Raw genomic sequence first — 14,315 nt, forward strand, 5'->3', positions numbered from 1 at the left:
TGTCGGCCTCGACGAGGCGATGGCGCGGGTTGTCGGCAAGCGGCGCCAGCGAGACCGGGTTGGCCGCGTAGGTCATCGCGTCGAGGGTGCAGACGTCGTGGCCGAGATCGTTGACGAGGTGCAGCACCAGCGCCGAGCCGATGAAGCCGCAGCCTCCGGTCACCAGGATGCGCATGGCGGGTTACCTCGTCGTAGGGATCGAAAACAGGAGAGCCGGCCCAGCAGAAGACTGGCTGGCGTGACAAAATTACGGCTGGCCGCGCAGATCAGAACACCCGCCCGAGATCGGCGAGGCGCGGCGCGCGGCGGTCCTTGTCGGACAGGATCGCCGCCTCGCCCGAGATCGGCCACGGCACGCCGATCTCCGGATCGTCCGCACGTAACCCGGCCCAGGTCGGTGGTCCATCGCAATATTCTGAATCCGTGGAAGAGCGCCTGCCCTTTGCCAGGATATAAACGGCATCAGCGTGCTGGGGTTGTGATCCGTCGGCAATCCGGCCTGCGTGGAACGCGGCAGGTTTGGCAGGAGCGTGGCAAGGGTGTTGCGGAACGTGTCTAAGCTATACAGCGCAGCCGTCACAACCTGAGCCGTCACACCGCACTTACCCATCGAACCGAGACGGCAGCAGGGCAGACGGTTTACGAGCCCCTGTTGACGTTTGATGGGGCCTATGACGTATGGCCGACTGCAAACGAGACGAATGGAAGAGTCCATCCGGTGGCTGAGGACAACACTTTATCGAAGGCTCTGGTCGACGTTCGGACGCGCAGAGCCGCCCTCCAAAGCGATTACGATCGGATCGCGGCGGAGTTGACGAAACTCCGTGCCGCGGAGGCCGCACTGACCTCGATTGTGGAGGGCATTCCGTTGGAGGAAACCGGCCACCTTCGTTCATCGGACGCCTCACGGGCATCCGCGGGCGATCGTACCGCGCCCCAGTCGGGCGGGCGACGCGGGGCTCGCGGTCCACGAGCGAACTCGGCCAAGGGCCGGTTAAAGGCCCTGCTCGGCGATGCCGGTCCGCAAGGCCTGTCGCATGCCGAGATCGCCGAGCGGCTGCCCGACGTCGCCCCGAACACCCTCAACACATATCTAAGCATGATGGTGACGGGCGGCGAGGCCGTCCGGAACGGTGATTTCTTCACGGCTGCAACGGGCTCGAATGGCGCCTCAGAGGGGGCTGACGGCGAAACTGAATCGAGCGAGGAGGGTTTCGCCAGCGAGGAGATCCACCACGACACCGCCGCGGAATGAGCGAAGCCGCCCGTCCCGCGTGTCAACCGGCCGCGGGGGCCGCCTCGCGCGGATGAGGAGACGGCCTTCTCACGGAGGCTGGCCCGTGCTGCTGGCACGGATGGCGGGTGAGCGTTCGGCCGCTGCTGGTTCAGGAGCCGTCCGTGTGGCGGACCACCAGGCGGCCGACGACATCTGCCGGACGAATAGGTGGCATAAGCGCCGGCCGCTGCCCGCGGCACGGGGAAGGGCGCGATCGTCCAGCTACCCTCATCCAGAATCAATCCTCTGAAGGCACTCTCACGACTCAAGATCGACAGGTCCCGAAAGAAGGGCTATCGCTCGCCGCGTTTAACAGGGCCCGCGGCTCCCTAGCTCCGGTGAGGCAATCGCAACCATGGAAAATGCATTCGGATCGAAAAAGATCCTAGTGACAGGCGCTGCAGGCTTCATTGGCAGCCACGTTACGCAAGCGCTTTTGAACCTCGGCGCGAATGTAACGTGTATGACTCACTATAATTCGTTGTCGAGCATCGGCAATCTCGAGTTTCTCCATCCTGATCTCAAAGCTAGGCTTCGGATAATTCCGGGGAACATTGAAGACGGTGATTTCGTTTATCGAGCTGTCGAGGGGAACGAGATTGTACTTCATCTCGCCGCTTTGATCGCGATTCCATATTCATATACAGCCCCGCGAAGCTACCTCCGGACCAACATTGAGGGGACCCTTAATGTACTAGAGGCGGCCAGGCGGCTGGGCGTTTCACGCGTCGTACATACCAGCACCTCGGAAGTTTACGGCACAGCGCTGCGGGTTCCGATCGATGAGGATCATCCGCTGCAAGGGCAGTCTCCCTATTCGGCGAGCAAGCTGGCGGCTGACAAAATTGCGGAGAGCTATCACCGCTCTTTCGACACTCCCGTTGTTACGCTCAGGCCTTTCAACACTTTCGGCCCTAGACAATCGGCTCGAGCTTTTATCCCAACGATCATTTGTCAGGCGCTCGAGCGTGACGCGATCCATCTCGGTTCGCTTACCCCGCTGCGCGATATGACTTTTGTTGATGATACAGTTGATGGGTTCCTGCGCGCTGCCATCACCCCTGGAATCGAAGGCGAAACCATCAATCTCGGTACAGGCTCAACGTTCAGCATCGGCGACTTCGCTGATCGGATCTTGGCATTGATGGATGTAAGAAAGCCTATCGTCCACGACGCACAACGCGACAGACCGGCGCGTAGCGAAGTTATGAGACTGGTCTCCGACAACGCGAAGGCCAAGCGATTGATGGGCTGGGAGCCGAAAACGAATTTGGATGACGGATTGCGCCGAACCATCGAATTCGTCGACCAGCACCGCGCGTTGTACCGCCCCAACGTCTTTGCTGTATGAGGCTGCCATGAAAGCGATCGTCATGGCCGGCGGTAAGGGGTCGCGACTGCACCCCTACTCTGCCCTGTTCCCGAAGCCCCTAATGCCGCTCGGCGACATGCCGATTCTGGAGCTTCTTCTACGCCGCCTCAAAGCCGCGGGGGTCACCGAGGTCGTTCTTGCCGTCAATCATCTCCGGCACCTGATCGAGGCGTTTTTCGGCGACGGAAGCCGGATCGGAATTCCGATCACCTACAGTGTGGAGGATAAGCCGCTCGGAACGGCAGGGCCGATCGGCCTCGCCCTTGATCGGCTCGGCGAGACATTCCTGCTCACGAACGGTGATCTGCTGACCACCCTGAATATCCGGCGCATGATCGAAGAGCACGAACAGCGCAAGGCGGCGGCGACCATCGGTACATACGTGCGAGAAATGAAAAGCGAGTTCGGTCTCTTAGAGACCGATGAAGAAATGCGCATGGTCGCCTACCGAGAGAAGCCCACGTTCGAGCAAGTGATCAGTATGGGAATCTATGTACTGAACACGGATGCTGTCCGGCCTTATGTCCGCCCAGGCGAACATCTAGATATGCCTGACTTGGTGCGTGCTCTCGTGGCAGATAATCAGCATGTTTACTGCCACCGCGACGACTGTTTCTGGCTTGACATAGGTAGGCCAGCGGACTTCGCGCTTGCGCAGGAGATGTTCGAGAAAGATGCTAGCGTTTTTCTGGGATCTCTATCTTGAAAACTGCCTTCGTGACAGGTGCCAACGGCTTTCTTGGGCGGCGCATCGTTTCAATGCTTAAGGAGGGGGGCTGGCGGACGACGGGGGTTGTCCGCCGCGACCCCGAAGCGGGCGACCTCGTGGTCCCTTCACTACGAGAAGGAAGTTTTACGAGTGCGCTCGCTGAGGCCGAGCCGGATCTGATTATTCATGGCATCGGCACAGCAGGTCCACTGTCGCCTCGCGAGTTTTTCGAAGCAAACCTTCTTTCTGCAACTGATTTATTTTCGGCTCTTGATCAGCTGGGCCTTGGAACGGCGGTGGTTCTCATCGGATCTGCTGCCGAATACGGTTATGTGCACGCCCGCGATCTGCCAGTCTCAGAAGAGCATGTCTGTTCGCCGCAGACCGCATACGGCGTCAGTAAGTTCGCGCAGACGCTGCTGGGACTGTCTCAGAGGTGCCGCCCCGTTCTGTGTGCTCGCTTGTTCAATCCCGTCGGGCCTGGCATGCCCTCCTACCTTGCGCTGGGTGACTTTACCGACCGGATTCGTCGCGGTGAAACCGAACTGCGCGTCGGAAATCTTGACGTCCGACGCGATTTTATATGTGCTGACGAAGCTGCACGCCTGATCGCCGCTCTCTGCGCGATTCCGGACGCCTTTGGGCAGGTGGTCAATATTTGCGTAGGCGAGGCCTTCACACTGAGAGATATTGTCGACCAATTGATCGAGATTGCACCTCAGGCTGTGAGCGTCGTCACCGACCCGCTTCGGGTACGGGGAGGCGAAATGCCGGAATTTTATGGCAGCACCGGACGGCTTCAACGATATGGACTTACCCCAAGTAAACCCGACTTCACGAGCATTCTCCGACGTATGATTGCGGACTCATAAGGTCATGGCTCCTGGTGTGGTGAAGCTTCGGCGCGGGCACAATGCCCTGGATCGGCAAAATTGGTCCGCGCTGAGCGCAAGTTTGTCGGGCTGAGACGCACCTCTCCTGCGCCGACCTGTGCAAGCAGCTCACCGCTTGGAAGGCTGAGACTGCAACTGCCTGGCTCAAGGCGGTGCACAGCCAGGTGCTGCACCAGGCGCTCAAGGATCTCGACCGCGCCTAACGCACCTTCTTCGAGGGCCGAGCCAAGTTCCCCCGCCACGAGAAGAGGGGCTAAGACGATGCCTTTCGCCACCCGCAAGAGGTGAGACTCGACCAGCCAAACGGGCGCATCGACCTACCCAAGCTCTGCTGGATGCGCGACCGCGCCTCTCACTTCGTCGAAGGTGAGGTGGGGCAAGTGACCGTCTCGCGCCACACCGGTCGCTGATTCGTCGCGGTCCAGACTGAGCGCGAGGTCGAGCAGCCGATTCATCCGGCCGCAAGCCTCGTCGGAATCGACGTGGGCGTGGCGCTATTCGCCACCCTGTCCGACGGCACACACATCGAGCCGGTGGACGCGTTCCGCTCGGCCGAGGCGGCGCTCGAAGGCGCAACGGGCGATGAGCCGAAAGGAGAAGTTCAGCCGCAACTGGAAGAAGGCGACGGTCAAGAAGATCCAGGCGCGCATCGCCCGTATCCGGTCCGACTTCCTGCACGAAGCCTCGACGCCCATCAGCAAGAACCACGCGGTGATCTGCCTCGAGGATCTGGACGTGTGAGCGATGACCGCGAGCGCGGCCGGGACGGCCGAGCCGCCGGGCAAACACGTCCGGTAGAAGGCCGGGCTGAACAAGGCCATCCTCGACCAGGGCTGCGGCGAGTTCCGCCCTCCGGGCGGACCACCTAAGTGGGGCGGATCATGCCGAGTCGGCACGCTGACGTTGATTAGCCGCTTCGTCGCTGTTTATGCAGCGGCGCTCGCGGCATCATCCTGCGCGTCTGCACTCGTCCGCGTGTCACGGTAGTATAGCCGCCAGTGCGCTAGAATTGTCTGTATCAAACGGGATGGCGAGAACTGCGCCATTGCCTTCGAATGTCCGTGCTGCCCCAGCCTCTGTAGCCGATCCGGGTCGGCGAGTAGGTCGCTGATTAAGTCAGGTAACTCCGACACGTCTCGATAAACATACATGTCCTCGTCGTGCAAGAAATTTGATTCTAGAATATGGTTTGGCGCCGCTAGTACTGCCGCCCCAGCATTGAACGCGCCGAGCGCGCGCTCATGGAAGCCAGCCATATGTGGTAACGGACATAACACGATCTGCGAATTCGTCATCAGCCCTAACAGTTCGGTAAAGGATCTTGCAGGTGCCGTCTCGAAGAGAGCGCCTGGGTAAGTCTCCTCCAGTTGCCGATCTGCTACAACTGTAACTCGGACGGATTGAAGTGCCTTCAACAAGTTGCGCCGCCGCTCAAATTTCACAAAGTCGGAGATACTAGTCAGTAGGAACCGCGAGTCAGGGTGCCGGACATCGAATTCTACCCCCGCCTGAAGACAAGCAGAACGCGTTTCCACCCTTGAGTCGAGTGACAAATCCTGGCTGCATCTCTCCGAGACCGCAGAAAATATCTCACGATAGACTCGGGTTCTGTAGCCTTGGTCCCGGTCGTAACGGGCTCTCAAGTAGTCTGTTTTCAGAATTGTGGCTGGCAGAAGTACCTGGATAGGCCTGTCCTTCAACAGTGGTTGACGCCTGGCGACGGTGCGAGGGAAAGTAATTGAGGGCACGAAGCGGACATTCGGAATGCCGAGCTCGTTCGCTTCTTGGACGTATCCATAGTCGGTCATCAAGACGAAACGAAACTTGCTGCGCGAGTTCATCTGATGAGCCATCGGCTCCCCTGATGGCATGTCATGCATCAGATCAAATATCGGCTTCCGGTAATACTCGAAGGCGGAAAGAAGGTGACCGGGAGTTCCTGGCGAAACAGACAATTCCGACCCGAATCCGTTGAAACACAGAAAAAATTGGCACAACGGATCCATCACTGCCGCTGTGACCTCCCGAACTTGCTTCCGGTAGTCAAAAGTGCGTGTTTTGACGTTGGCGTCTGCGAAGGCGGCCGCGATTTCCGCCGCGAAGACGGCGTTGTGGTGAAATCGATCTATCTCTTCGCAGGCAAGAATTGAGACGTAGTTCTCTTTCTTGTTCGTTGACGATAGTTCGCTGGCAGCGGCAATATCACAGCTCATTGGATCTCCCCGTTCGATGATTATTGCTTTTGTCCTGCAAATAGGAGTGCAAAAATCTAGTTTCCCGACGCGTCAAGGCTCTTCCGCCTCGTCGTAAGGTCCAGAAGTGAGCTCCGCGAGTTGGCGGTCCGGGGTAGGCGCAACCTGCCGAACACCCGCGTCACGGGCCCCCATCGCTTCGAGCAGTTTTCCACGTGCTTCGTACCCGGCGGCTAATTTTTGGTACTCCGCGAGCAGGTTGTCGTGTCGTTGCTTTGCCTATTCTGCACTTTTGGACGGCGAGCTCAGCCGAGCCATCTGTGCCTCCATCTGCTCCAGAGCATGACCTCTAGCTTCATATCCCTGTGCCAATTTCTTGTACTCGTCGATCAAATTATTTAGCCGTCTCTCAGTGTCCTCGAGTCTGGCGTTCAGCTGCAGAATAAGCTCGTATTGTGAACTGTTCACCGCAGCTATCGTGTGGGCATCAAGCGCACTTGCCGGCGCGGAGGGACGGATCACTAGTGTCCCGGCAAGTGAGGATATCTCGCTCACAATAAGCCGAGTTCGTGCCCACAATTGCCGGTCTACATCAAAGATCTCACGGTACTTGTCCCAGTTTGCCCTTGCGAGTTTGTAGAGCTGATCCGGCTCGGCAAAAAATTCTGTCAGTCGCCGTATCGTGGTGTCGACATCCAGGTCCACCAGGATGATGTCGCGGCCGTCTTCGAACTCGATGTTCAGGCCCAAGGGATCATGGAGGCAATTGAGGACCCCGCGGAAGCCCGCCTCCATGCAGGCTCCGGTCGGAAAACCGTCAAATGCACCGGTGCCCGGGGTTGGGGGGCGGTTGACCGAAATAATAAGGTCCATGCTTGGATAGAAATCGCGGAAAAAACTGTTCGGCTGTTGGCCATAGAAGGTAAACCGATCGGTGACGGCGCCGAGGGGAATGTCTTCTGGAAAATAATCTCCTACTACATGGAAGCGAAGCCGTGGATCTGTAGCCGACAATCCTTGTGCTATTGCGACAAACTGGTCGTAACCCTTTTGGGCGAAATTATTTCCGTATCGGTGCGCGACGAAGCAAAGGTCGATAGTATCTTTATGAACCCCATAAAGGCGCTTATCGCGCGAGAAATCGAAGTCTACGCGGCTGTCGAATACTCCACCATAGATCAGTTCCACCTTTTCTGGAGGGCATCCAATCCGCTCAATCAAATGTTTTGCCGAAAGATTCTGCGTCGTGATAACTTTTCGACAGAGCGGGGAGGAAACAACTTCCTTCAGGCGCCTGTCGCTTTCTGGCACGTTGGGCTCAAAGCAGCCGCCTGGGTACAGCTGCAGAATGAAAGGTATTTGACGGGCAGTGAGGTGCGGTAATAACGACCAAGCATTATTCAAGAATGTTATATACGCGAGGCGCGGAACGATGGCCTGGGAGTCTGCAAACCTACGTATTCTTGGCTTTAGCCCGCTATCAATCGGCAGGGATTGAACTTCTTCGTCGAAGCTTGAGTTGGAATTTCTACAATGCCATTGCTCGAGCGATATAAGCACGGAGTTCGGAAAAAAAGACAGATAATGTTCATATTCCAAAGTGCGAAATGGCGAAAAACTTGAAGGCAGGGTCTCGTCATAAATGGCGAGTTCCGTGAACAGCGATTCAGCTTCATCGCCCATGTTAACGGGTCCATTATATGACGTATGTCTCATTGTCCCCAAGCTCTTATGACGAAAAATTCATATTCAGGATGAGGCTCGAAGAGCTGTGTGGCCCTTGAAGGGGAAACCAGCGTGGTGATTTGCCTTCCTTCAGCACCGGAACTCCTTGGGTTGCGACGCGCTTGGCACGGGGCTCTATGGTCGCCGCTCGACGCGGTATTGCCACCATTCGTCTAGCTCCACAACCGTGGTGTCGCGTGAGGTTATGGATGTGAGGCCGTATCGCCTCATTCATAGATGCTCTCGGAGGCGCGGTTGATTACCTCACGCGGATGTTCCCGACGCGCCTCCGCGTGGTCGCTGATCCGAGACGCCACACGCCAGCCGGGACGCGCCTCGCCGCGCCAGAGCTTGAGACGGCGTTGCACGTGCGCGGTAGAGCATTGGGATAAATGTCGGGATACGATTGCTGGAAGCACAGGAGCAGCGCCCTTCCGGCTTGCGCCTGGTCGGCCTTGCGGCGCGGCAATCAGGATGAGACCACGTGTGGCCTCACTAGGAATGCTCCCGAGCCGACGGTCGGTTGCTTCACGTCAATTTTCCCGATCGAGCAGCTAACGGCAAGGCTGGCTGCGAGAGGCCGAATACCAGCGCTGAGGCCATTTCCACGCGCTACACCTTCAGCCGCCGCTGCACCGTCCGGAGCAGCCCGTCCGCGTAGTAGCGATCGGGGTAGGTTGCCTGCAGCCGGGCGAGGAACTCGCCGCCCGAGCGCCACGGCTCGGCCTCGAACCACGCCCGCAGCTCGTCGGCGGCCGCAACCAGCGGATCAGGTCGGCGAGGGACGCGTGTGGGCTTCAACCCACCCGCGCCGTCGGCCGCATCTCACCAGCCTGCCAGGCCGTGCGTAGCGCTGCCAGGAAGTCGAATACAGGGATAACAGCCGCGGGCGCATCCGGGGCCACGATGGTGCGATCGGCGGTTGCGACGAGGGCATCGAGCAGGACCGGCGCGACCGCGTCGTCGGCCGGCTGAGCACGGACCTCCTGGCCGAGCGGGCCGGCACTTTGATCGCGATCGACCCGGCAGCCGTAGACAGGATAGGCGCCGCGCGGGGCCGCTGTAGCGCAGGCCCATGCGACATCCGCAGCACCCGCACAGCGCGATGCCCTGGCGGAGCGCGAGGCCGCCCGCGGCGCGCCAGCTCGATCCGCCGCATAGCGGTTCACGTTCTCGGACAAGTGGATCTGGTTGGCCATGAACGCCTCGCAGCCAATGTGGCCGGGATGCGCGGCCTGGAGGCAGACCTCCCAAGCCCCGACCGTGACCTTCGTGCTGGTCGGCCGCGATCCCGGCCGGCGTCGGATCGGCTCGGTTTGCCGTCGGCCATAGACGTAGGCGCCCGCATAGGCGGGGTTCTGCAGGATGGCGCGCACGCGGGCGCTGTCGGCCTCACGCCAGACGACGGCATGCGGGGCCGGTCCGAGCAACAGGCGCACCGGTAGAGGAAGATGATGGGTGCGCAGGTAGCGCATGACGGCGCGCGCACTGCCCAGCTCCTCGAACTTTGCAAAGACGAGCTGGAGGCATGCCCGCAACTCCTCGTCCGGGTTGAGCACGATCGCACCTGCGCCGTCATAGATGAGGCCGGCCGGAAACGGCAGCCGCAGTTCGCCGCGTGACGCCTTCTGGCGCTCACCCTGATGGAGGCGGACGCCGGCACAAAGGGCGCGGAACTTGACCGCCGGTCATCTAGCATGCTGTGTCGAAGCCAGCGCGGAACTGTCTCGTCCGCCAGCACAGAAATCGAGAACGCACACAGCACAGATCTCCGGGCTCCCACCAAGATCGATATTGCCCCACCTGCCCCAAGCCTCGAGGTATTTTTAAAACAAGGTTAGGTCGATTGCGTGGGTGAGCTAGAAGTTGGAGCGATAGGTGACATCCGGGCGAATCATCATAGAAGGAGGCTAGTCTCGCGCGAAGCACAAGCGCAGCCATCATAGTGTGTGATAAGCGAGACTTCTCACAGATTTACGGAAAGAAGCCGGAGGCTACCAATGCCGCACGATGCTCCAAAAAACGGATTCGAAACGCCTCTGATGATCCTTGAGGAAATTAGAGACCGGGCTGCGGATTACAGCTGGCTTTGGGACGCCTGCCGGAACTCTGCAGACCCGCTAGCTACCTACGCATTGATGAGAGACCAAGTTGATCCTCTTTATCCATATTTCTTTGGCCAAATCGAAAACGGCGTTAAATTCGCGGCGGACGCAAGAGACCTGCCAGGGGCGCTACATGCGCTTTATCCAAATTGCAACTCAGTGTTAATCAACGGGTTAGTTGAGTGCATAGGTGGTCTGGAAGGGGATGTGATAGACGTCGGAACCAACATTGGGGTTGTTGCCGCAAGTCTGGGACGACATATCGATTCCCGAGGACGAGTTTTCGCGTTTGAGCCGGCGCCGGAAACGTTTCGAGTCGCCGCCGCAACATTGGCTCTAAACGACGTGCATAATGTGATACTAACACAATCTGCAATCGGCGACCAAGATGGGGTTATAAAATTTAATTCGGCTCCGGGGAACTCTGCGATAGCCTCGTCTCTGGAACACGGGTTCTCGTTTATGAATACCTGGACGGAGATTGACGTGCGGTGCACTTCCATCGACAGTTTCGTTGCTCGTGAGGAAATATTAAACGTCTCGCTCATAAAGATAGACGTTGAAGGGGCTGAGCTTAACGTGTTGAGGGGCGCAAAGGAAGTAATCAGGTGCAAGAGGCCGGCTGTTGTTTTTGAGTACACTCCAAAACTTGCCCTAGATTTTGGATTTGATGAAGAGCAATATATTGCTGCGTTTTCTGATGCGTCTCGCTATTACTTCGAGTCGTTTGTCGAACCTAATCTTTCTCCGTCGAGCGGTCGCAACCCAGGTGCGTCGACGATACCCTTTCCTTTGCCCGTCGGTGCTGACGCTCAAGTAAATGTGTTTGCTAGGCCTTTCTGATGAACGCAGGGCTCGGATCTGACGAGTAACGTTGATCTAGAGGTACGGGGCCTGCTTTCTCACGGCAGGTGATAGTTCGATATATGTGTGTTTGCGCGTGCGGCTGGAGATCGACTCCAACACYGTCGAGCGCGCGATCCGGCCTCTGRCTTTGAATSGGAAGAATGCCCTGTTYGCSGGMTCSGACRRCGGGGGCGAGCACTGGGCGGTGATCGCYTCMYTSRTCGAGACCTGCAARCTCRTCGGCGTCGARCCGCAGSCCTACCTGGCCGACGTGATCACCCGCATCGTCCAGGGCCATCCGCAGCGCCAGCTCGACGAGCGTCTGCCCTGGGTCGACCCGAGCACACCCACGCTCCAAGCCGTGGCCTGACAACGCCGCGGCCCTGGCGCGTCAGTCAGGGCGTGTGAACAGGGTCCGGAACAGCGCCTCGGATTGGCGCAGTCCCTCGTCGGTCAGCACCACCGACTTGGCGCGTCCGACCGGATCGGCGATGAGCCCCTTGGCGTGGAGACGGCCAAGCGCGGCCCAGTCGAAGCCCTTCCAGGCCCGACGCCCGTCGTGGAGCGTCAGCCACAGAAGGGCGAGCACCGCCTCGTCGATGCGCTCCTCGTCGACCGCCATCCGAGCAGATTAGCACGCCGTGCTCAGACAGGGCATGGGTAAGCTCCCGGTGATGGCCGCCTTGTGAGATCCGGTTTTGTGCCTGAGGTGTGACCTTAATGCTGGCGTTAAGGTCATCGGATCAGGGCGATGCGGGTCGAGGTTCTTGCCGGGGTCGAGCGTCGGCGGCGCTGGAGTTTCGAGGAGAAGGCGCGGATCGTCGAGGCGTCTTACGCGGCCAACACCTCGGTGAGTGCGCTCGCGCGCCGCTACGGGATCGCGCTGGGATTGCTGTTCACGTGGCGCCGGCAAGCCCGCGAGGGCCGGCTCGGCGGGGCCGAGCAGGCTCCGGTGTTCGTGCCCGTGGTGACAAAGCCTGAGCCGGACCCTGACCCCTGCGGGCCAACCCTGCCGGCATCGGCCGCTGCAGACCAGCATCCGCGTCGCCGCCGCCGGGCCGGTGTGATCGAGATCGATCTCGGCGGTGGCCGGCGTCTCAAGGTCGATCGGGACGTCGACGCCGAGGCGCTGCGCTGGGTGCTGTCGGTTCTGGAGGAGCGATGATCCCCGTCCCCACCGGCGTGCGGGTCTGGCTCGCGACCGGCCACACCGACATGCGCAAGGGCTTCCCCGGCCTCGCGCTGCAGGTGCAGGAGGTGCTCCAGCGCGATCCGCTGAACGGGCATCTGTTCTGCTTCCGCGGCCGTCGCGGCGATCTGCTGAAGGTCATCTGGCACGACGGCCAGGGCGCGTGCCTGTTCACGAAGAGGTTGGAACGGGGGCGCTTCCTGTGGCCGAGCCCAGCCGACGGCGTGGTGACGATCTCATCGGCGCAGATGGGCTACCTGCTCTCGGGCATCGACTGGCGTCATCCCCAGGAGACGTGGCGGCCCAGCTCGGTCGGGTGAGGTCGGCCCTTTGCAGGACCGGGCGGGCGTGATTCCCTCCTCCGGTGACCACGTCGCCCGAGTCGCTGCCCTCCGACCTTGCCGCCGCGCACGCCATGATCCTGGCTGAACGGGCCGCACGGCTGACCGCCGAGGCGGACCGATCGAGCGATGCGGCGCTGATCGCGCATCTCAAGCTGCAGATCGAGAAGCTGCGGCGCGACCTCTACGGCACGCGCTCGGAGCGCGCGGCGCGGCTCATCGACCAGATGGAGCTCGAACTGGAAGAGCTGGAGGCGACCGCCACGGAACGGGCCGCCGCCGAGGCCGCCCTGGCGCGCACGCTGGGGGCCGGCCTGCCGCCCCGCAGGCCGCCCGCGCGCAAACCGTTCCCGGCCCATCTCCCGCGCGAGCGGATCCTCATCCCGGCGCCGGAGCTCTGCCCGTGCTGCGGATCGGCCAAGCTGTCGAAGCTGGGCGAGGACGTCACCGAGACGCTGGAGGTGATCCCGCGGACCTGGAAGGTGATCCAGACCGTGCGCGAGCGCTTCTCGTGCCGGGCCTGCGAGACGATCACGCAGCCGCCCGCGCCCTTCCACGTCACGCCGCGCGGCTTTGCCGGACCTCACCTCCTGGCGACGATCCTGTTCGAGAAGTTCGGCCAGCATCAGCCGCTGAACCGCCAGAGCGAGCGCTTCGCCCGGGAAGGGATCGCGCTGTCGGTCTCGACGCTGGCCGACCAGGTCGGCGCCTGCACGGCAGCGCTCGCGCCCCTGCACGCGCTGATCGCGGCGCATGTTCTGGCGGCCGGGCGGCTCCACGGCGACGACACCACGGTGCCGATCCTGGCCAGGGGCCGGACGGTCACCGGCCGGATCTGGACCTATGTCCGTGACGACCGCCCCTTCGGCGGCCCGGATCCGCCGGCGGCGCTGTTCTACGCCTCGCGCGACGGGGCCGGAGAACATCCCGAGGCTCATCTGCGCGGTTACAGCGGGATCCTGCAGGCGGACGCCTACAGCGGTTACAACCGCCTCTACGATCCCACGCGCCGGCAAGGAACGATCCGCCCGGCGCTCTGCTGGGCGCATGCCCGCCGCGGGTTCTTCGTGCTCGCTGACGTCGCGGCCAAGGCACGGCGGGGCAAGACAGCTGCGGTGATCTCGCCGATCGCGCTGGAGGCGGTCCGGCGGATCGACGAGGTGTTTGCGATCGAGCGCGGGATCAACGGTCGCTCGGCCGACGAACGTCTGAGGGTGCGTCGTGCCGAGAGCGCACCCCTCGTGGCCGAACTGGAGACGTGGCTGCGTGAGCAGCGCGCGCGCCTGTCACGCTCCTCGGCTGTGGCCGAGCCGATCGACTACCTGCTGCGACGCTGGCCCGGCTTCACCCACTTCCTGGAGGACGGTCGGATCTGCCTGACGAACAACGCCGCCGAGCGTTCGCTGAGAGGCTTTGCGCTTGGACGCAAGGCGTGGCTGTTTGCCGGCTCGGGGCGGGGCGCCGATCGGGCCGCCGCCATGGCGACGCTGATCGTGACGGCCAAGCTCAACGGCATCGATCCGCAGGCTTGGCTCGCCGACGTGCTCACCCGCATCGCCGATCACCCGGCGCAGCGCCTGCACGAGCTTCTTCCGTGGCATTGGCGCTCGGCCACCGGCCCGTGTGCCGAGGCCGCCTGAGCCTATCGCCAGCCAGCCTGAGCCCTG

Annotated in this window: 15 protein-coding genes and 1 pseudogene; 10 read left to right on the forward strand and 6 right to left on the reverse strand. The window is 61.1% G+C overall.

Annotation, left to right across the window (positions count from 1 at the left end):
* The coding region (locus tag AC1DXK_RS03195; RefSeq protein ID WP_477296927.1) for an NAD-dependent epimerase/dehydratase family protein at nucleotides 1-175 on the reverse strand (175 nt) is incomplete at its 3' end.
* 543 nt (nucleotides 176-718) lie between these two features.
* On the opposite strand from AC1DXK_RS03195, the gene AC1DXK_RS03200 reads away from it, so the two are divergent.
* The 5 genes from AC1DXK_RS03200 to AC1DXK_RS03220 all read left to right on the forward strand — a co-directional run bounded on the left by AC1DXK_RS03200 (nucleotide 719) and on the right by AC1DXK_RS03220 (nucleotide 4,991).
* Nucleotides 719-1,255 carry a hypothetical protein gene (locus AC1DXK_RS03200; protein ID WP_477296794.1) on the forward strand — a complete coding sequence of 179 codons (537 nt, stop codon included), beginning with the start codon at nucleotides 719-721 and terminating at the stop codon, nucleotides 1,253-1,255.
* Nucleotides 1,256-1,631: 376 nt separating this feature from the next.
* The gene (locus tag AC1DXK_RS03205; RefSeq protein WP_477296796.1) at nucleotides 1,632-2,627 is read left to right on the forward strand and encodes a GDP-mannose 4,6-dehydratase; all 996 of its coding nucleotides are present in this window, start codon (nucleotides 1,632-1,634) and stop codon (nucleotides 2,625-2,627) included.
* 7 nt (nucleotides 2,628-2,634) lie between these two features.
* On the forward strand, nucleotides 2,635-3,354 hold the full coding sequence (locus AC1DXK_RS03210; protein ID WP_477296798.1) for a nucleotidyltransferase family protein: 720 nt from the start codon (nucleotides 2,635-2,637) through the stop codon (nucleotides 3,352-3,354).
* On the forward strand, nucleotides 3,351-4,229 hold the full coding sequence (locus tag AC1DXK_RS03215; protein WP_477296800.1) for an NAD-dependent epimerase/dehydratase family protein: 879 nt from the start codon (nucleotides 3,351-3,353) through the stop codon (nucleotides 4,227-4,229). Before AC1DXK_RS03210 ends, AC1DXK_RS03215 begins: the two co-directional genes overlap by 4 nt.
* Before the next feature lie 474 nt (nucleotides 4,230-4,703).
* The gene (locus AC1DXK_RS03220; RefSeq protein ID WP_477296929.1) at nucleotides 4,704-4,991 is read left to right on the forward strand and encodes a transposase; all 288 of its coding nucleotides are present in this window, start codon (nucleotides 4,704-4,706) and stop codon (nucleotides 4,989-4,991) included.
* A 185-nt stretch (nucleotides 4,992-5,176) separates the two neighbouring features.
* Here AC1DXK_RS03220 and AC1DXK_RS03225 read toward each other — a convergent pair whose 3' ends face one another.
* The 4 genes from AC1DXK_RS03225 to AC1DXK_RS03240 all read right to left on the reverse strand — a co-directional run bounded on the left by AC1DXK_RS03225 (nucleotide 5,177) and on the right by AC1DXK_RS03240 (nucleotide 9,726).
* A complete protein-coding gene (locus AC1DXK_RS03225; RefSeq protein WP_477296801.1) occupies nucleotides 5,177-6,463 on the reverse strand; it encodes a glycosyltransferase in 1,287 nt (428 codons plus the stop codon).
* 258 nt (nucleotides 6,464-6,721) lie between these two features.
* A complete protein-coding gene (locus AC1DXK_RS03230; protein WP_477296803.1) occupies nucleotides 6,722-8,125 on the reverse strand; it encodes a glycosyltransferase family protein in 1,404 nt (467 codons plus the stop codon).
* Between the two features lie 654 nt (nucleotides 8,126-8,779).
* Entirely contained in the window at nucleotides 8,780-8,968 is a 189-nt protein-coding gene (locus AC1DXK_RS03235; RefSeq protein ID WP_477296805.1) for a hypothetical protein, read from the reverse strand.
* Nucleotides 8,965-9,726: a recombinase family protein gene (locus AC1DXK_RS03240; protein WP_477296807.1), complete on the reverse strand. Its 762-nt coding sequence runs from the start codon at nucleotides 9,724-9,726 to the stop codon at nucleotides 8,965-8,967. Before AC1DXK_RS03240 ends, AC1DXK_RS03235 begins: the two co-directional genes overlap by 4 nt.
* A 441-nt stretch (nucleotides 9,727-10,167) precedes the next feature.
* On the opposite strand from AC1DXK_RS03240, the gene AC1DXK_RS03245 reads away from it, so the two are divergent.
* Both AC1DXK_RS03245 and AC1DXK_RS03250 read left to right on the forward strand, forming a co-directional pair.
* Entirely contained in the window at nucleotides 10,168-11,115 is a 948-nt protein-coding gene (locus AC1DXK_RS03245; RefSeq protein WP_477296809.1) for an FkbM family methyltransferase, read from the forward strand.
* A gap of 100 nt (nucleotides 11,116-11,215) precedes the next feature.
* Nucleotides 11,216-11,488: pseudogene (locus AC1DXK_RS03250) on the forward strand (transposase domain-containing protein); the annotation flags it as partial.
* Nucleotides 11,489-11,509: 21 nt separating this feature from the next.
* On the opposite strand, the gene AC1DXK_RS03255 reads toward AC1DXK_RS03250, so the two are convergent.
* Nucleotides 11,510-11,740, reverse strand: coding sequence for a DUF6429 family protein (locus AC1DXK_RS03255; protein ID WP_457104594.1), 231 nt, complete (start codon nucleotides 11,738-11,740; stop codon nucleotides 11,510-11,512).
* 129 nt (nucleotides 11,741-11,869) lie between these two features.
* Between AC1DXK_RS03255 and tnpA the strand changes: the two genes are divergently transcribed.
* From tnpA to tnpC, 3 genes are all read left to right on the forward strand, one after another.
* Nucleotides 11,870-12,283, forward strand: coding sequence for an IS66-like element accessory protein TnpA (gene tnpA / locus AC1DXK_RS03260; protein ID WP_477296811.1), 414 nt, complete (start codon nucleotides 11,870-11,872; stop codon nucleotides 12,281-12,283).
* Nucleotides 12,280-12,627, forward strand: a complete 348-nt coding sequence (gene tnpB / locus AC1DXK_RS03265) for an IS66 family insertion sequence element accessory protein TnpB (RefSeq protein ID WP_477296813.1) — start codon at nucleotides 12,280-12,282, stop codon at nucleotides 12,625-12,627. The genes tnpA and tnpB overlap by 4 nt, the downstream gene beginning before the upstream one ends.
* Nucleotides 12,628-12,722: 95 nt before the next feature.
* Nucleotides 12,723-14,288 carry an IS66 family transposase gene (gene tnpC, locus AC1DXK_RS03270; protein ID WP_477296931.1) on the forward strand — a complete coding sequence of 522 codons (1,566 nt, stop codon included), beginning with the start codon at nucleotides 12,723-12,725 and terminating at the stop codon, nucleotides 14,286-14,288.
* The last annotated feature ends 27 nt before the right edge of the window (nucleotides 14,289-14,315 follow it).

The sequence above is a fragment of the Methylobacterium sp. P3_A11 genome (genome assembly GCF_056403155.1).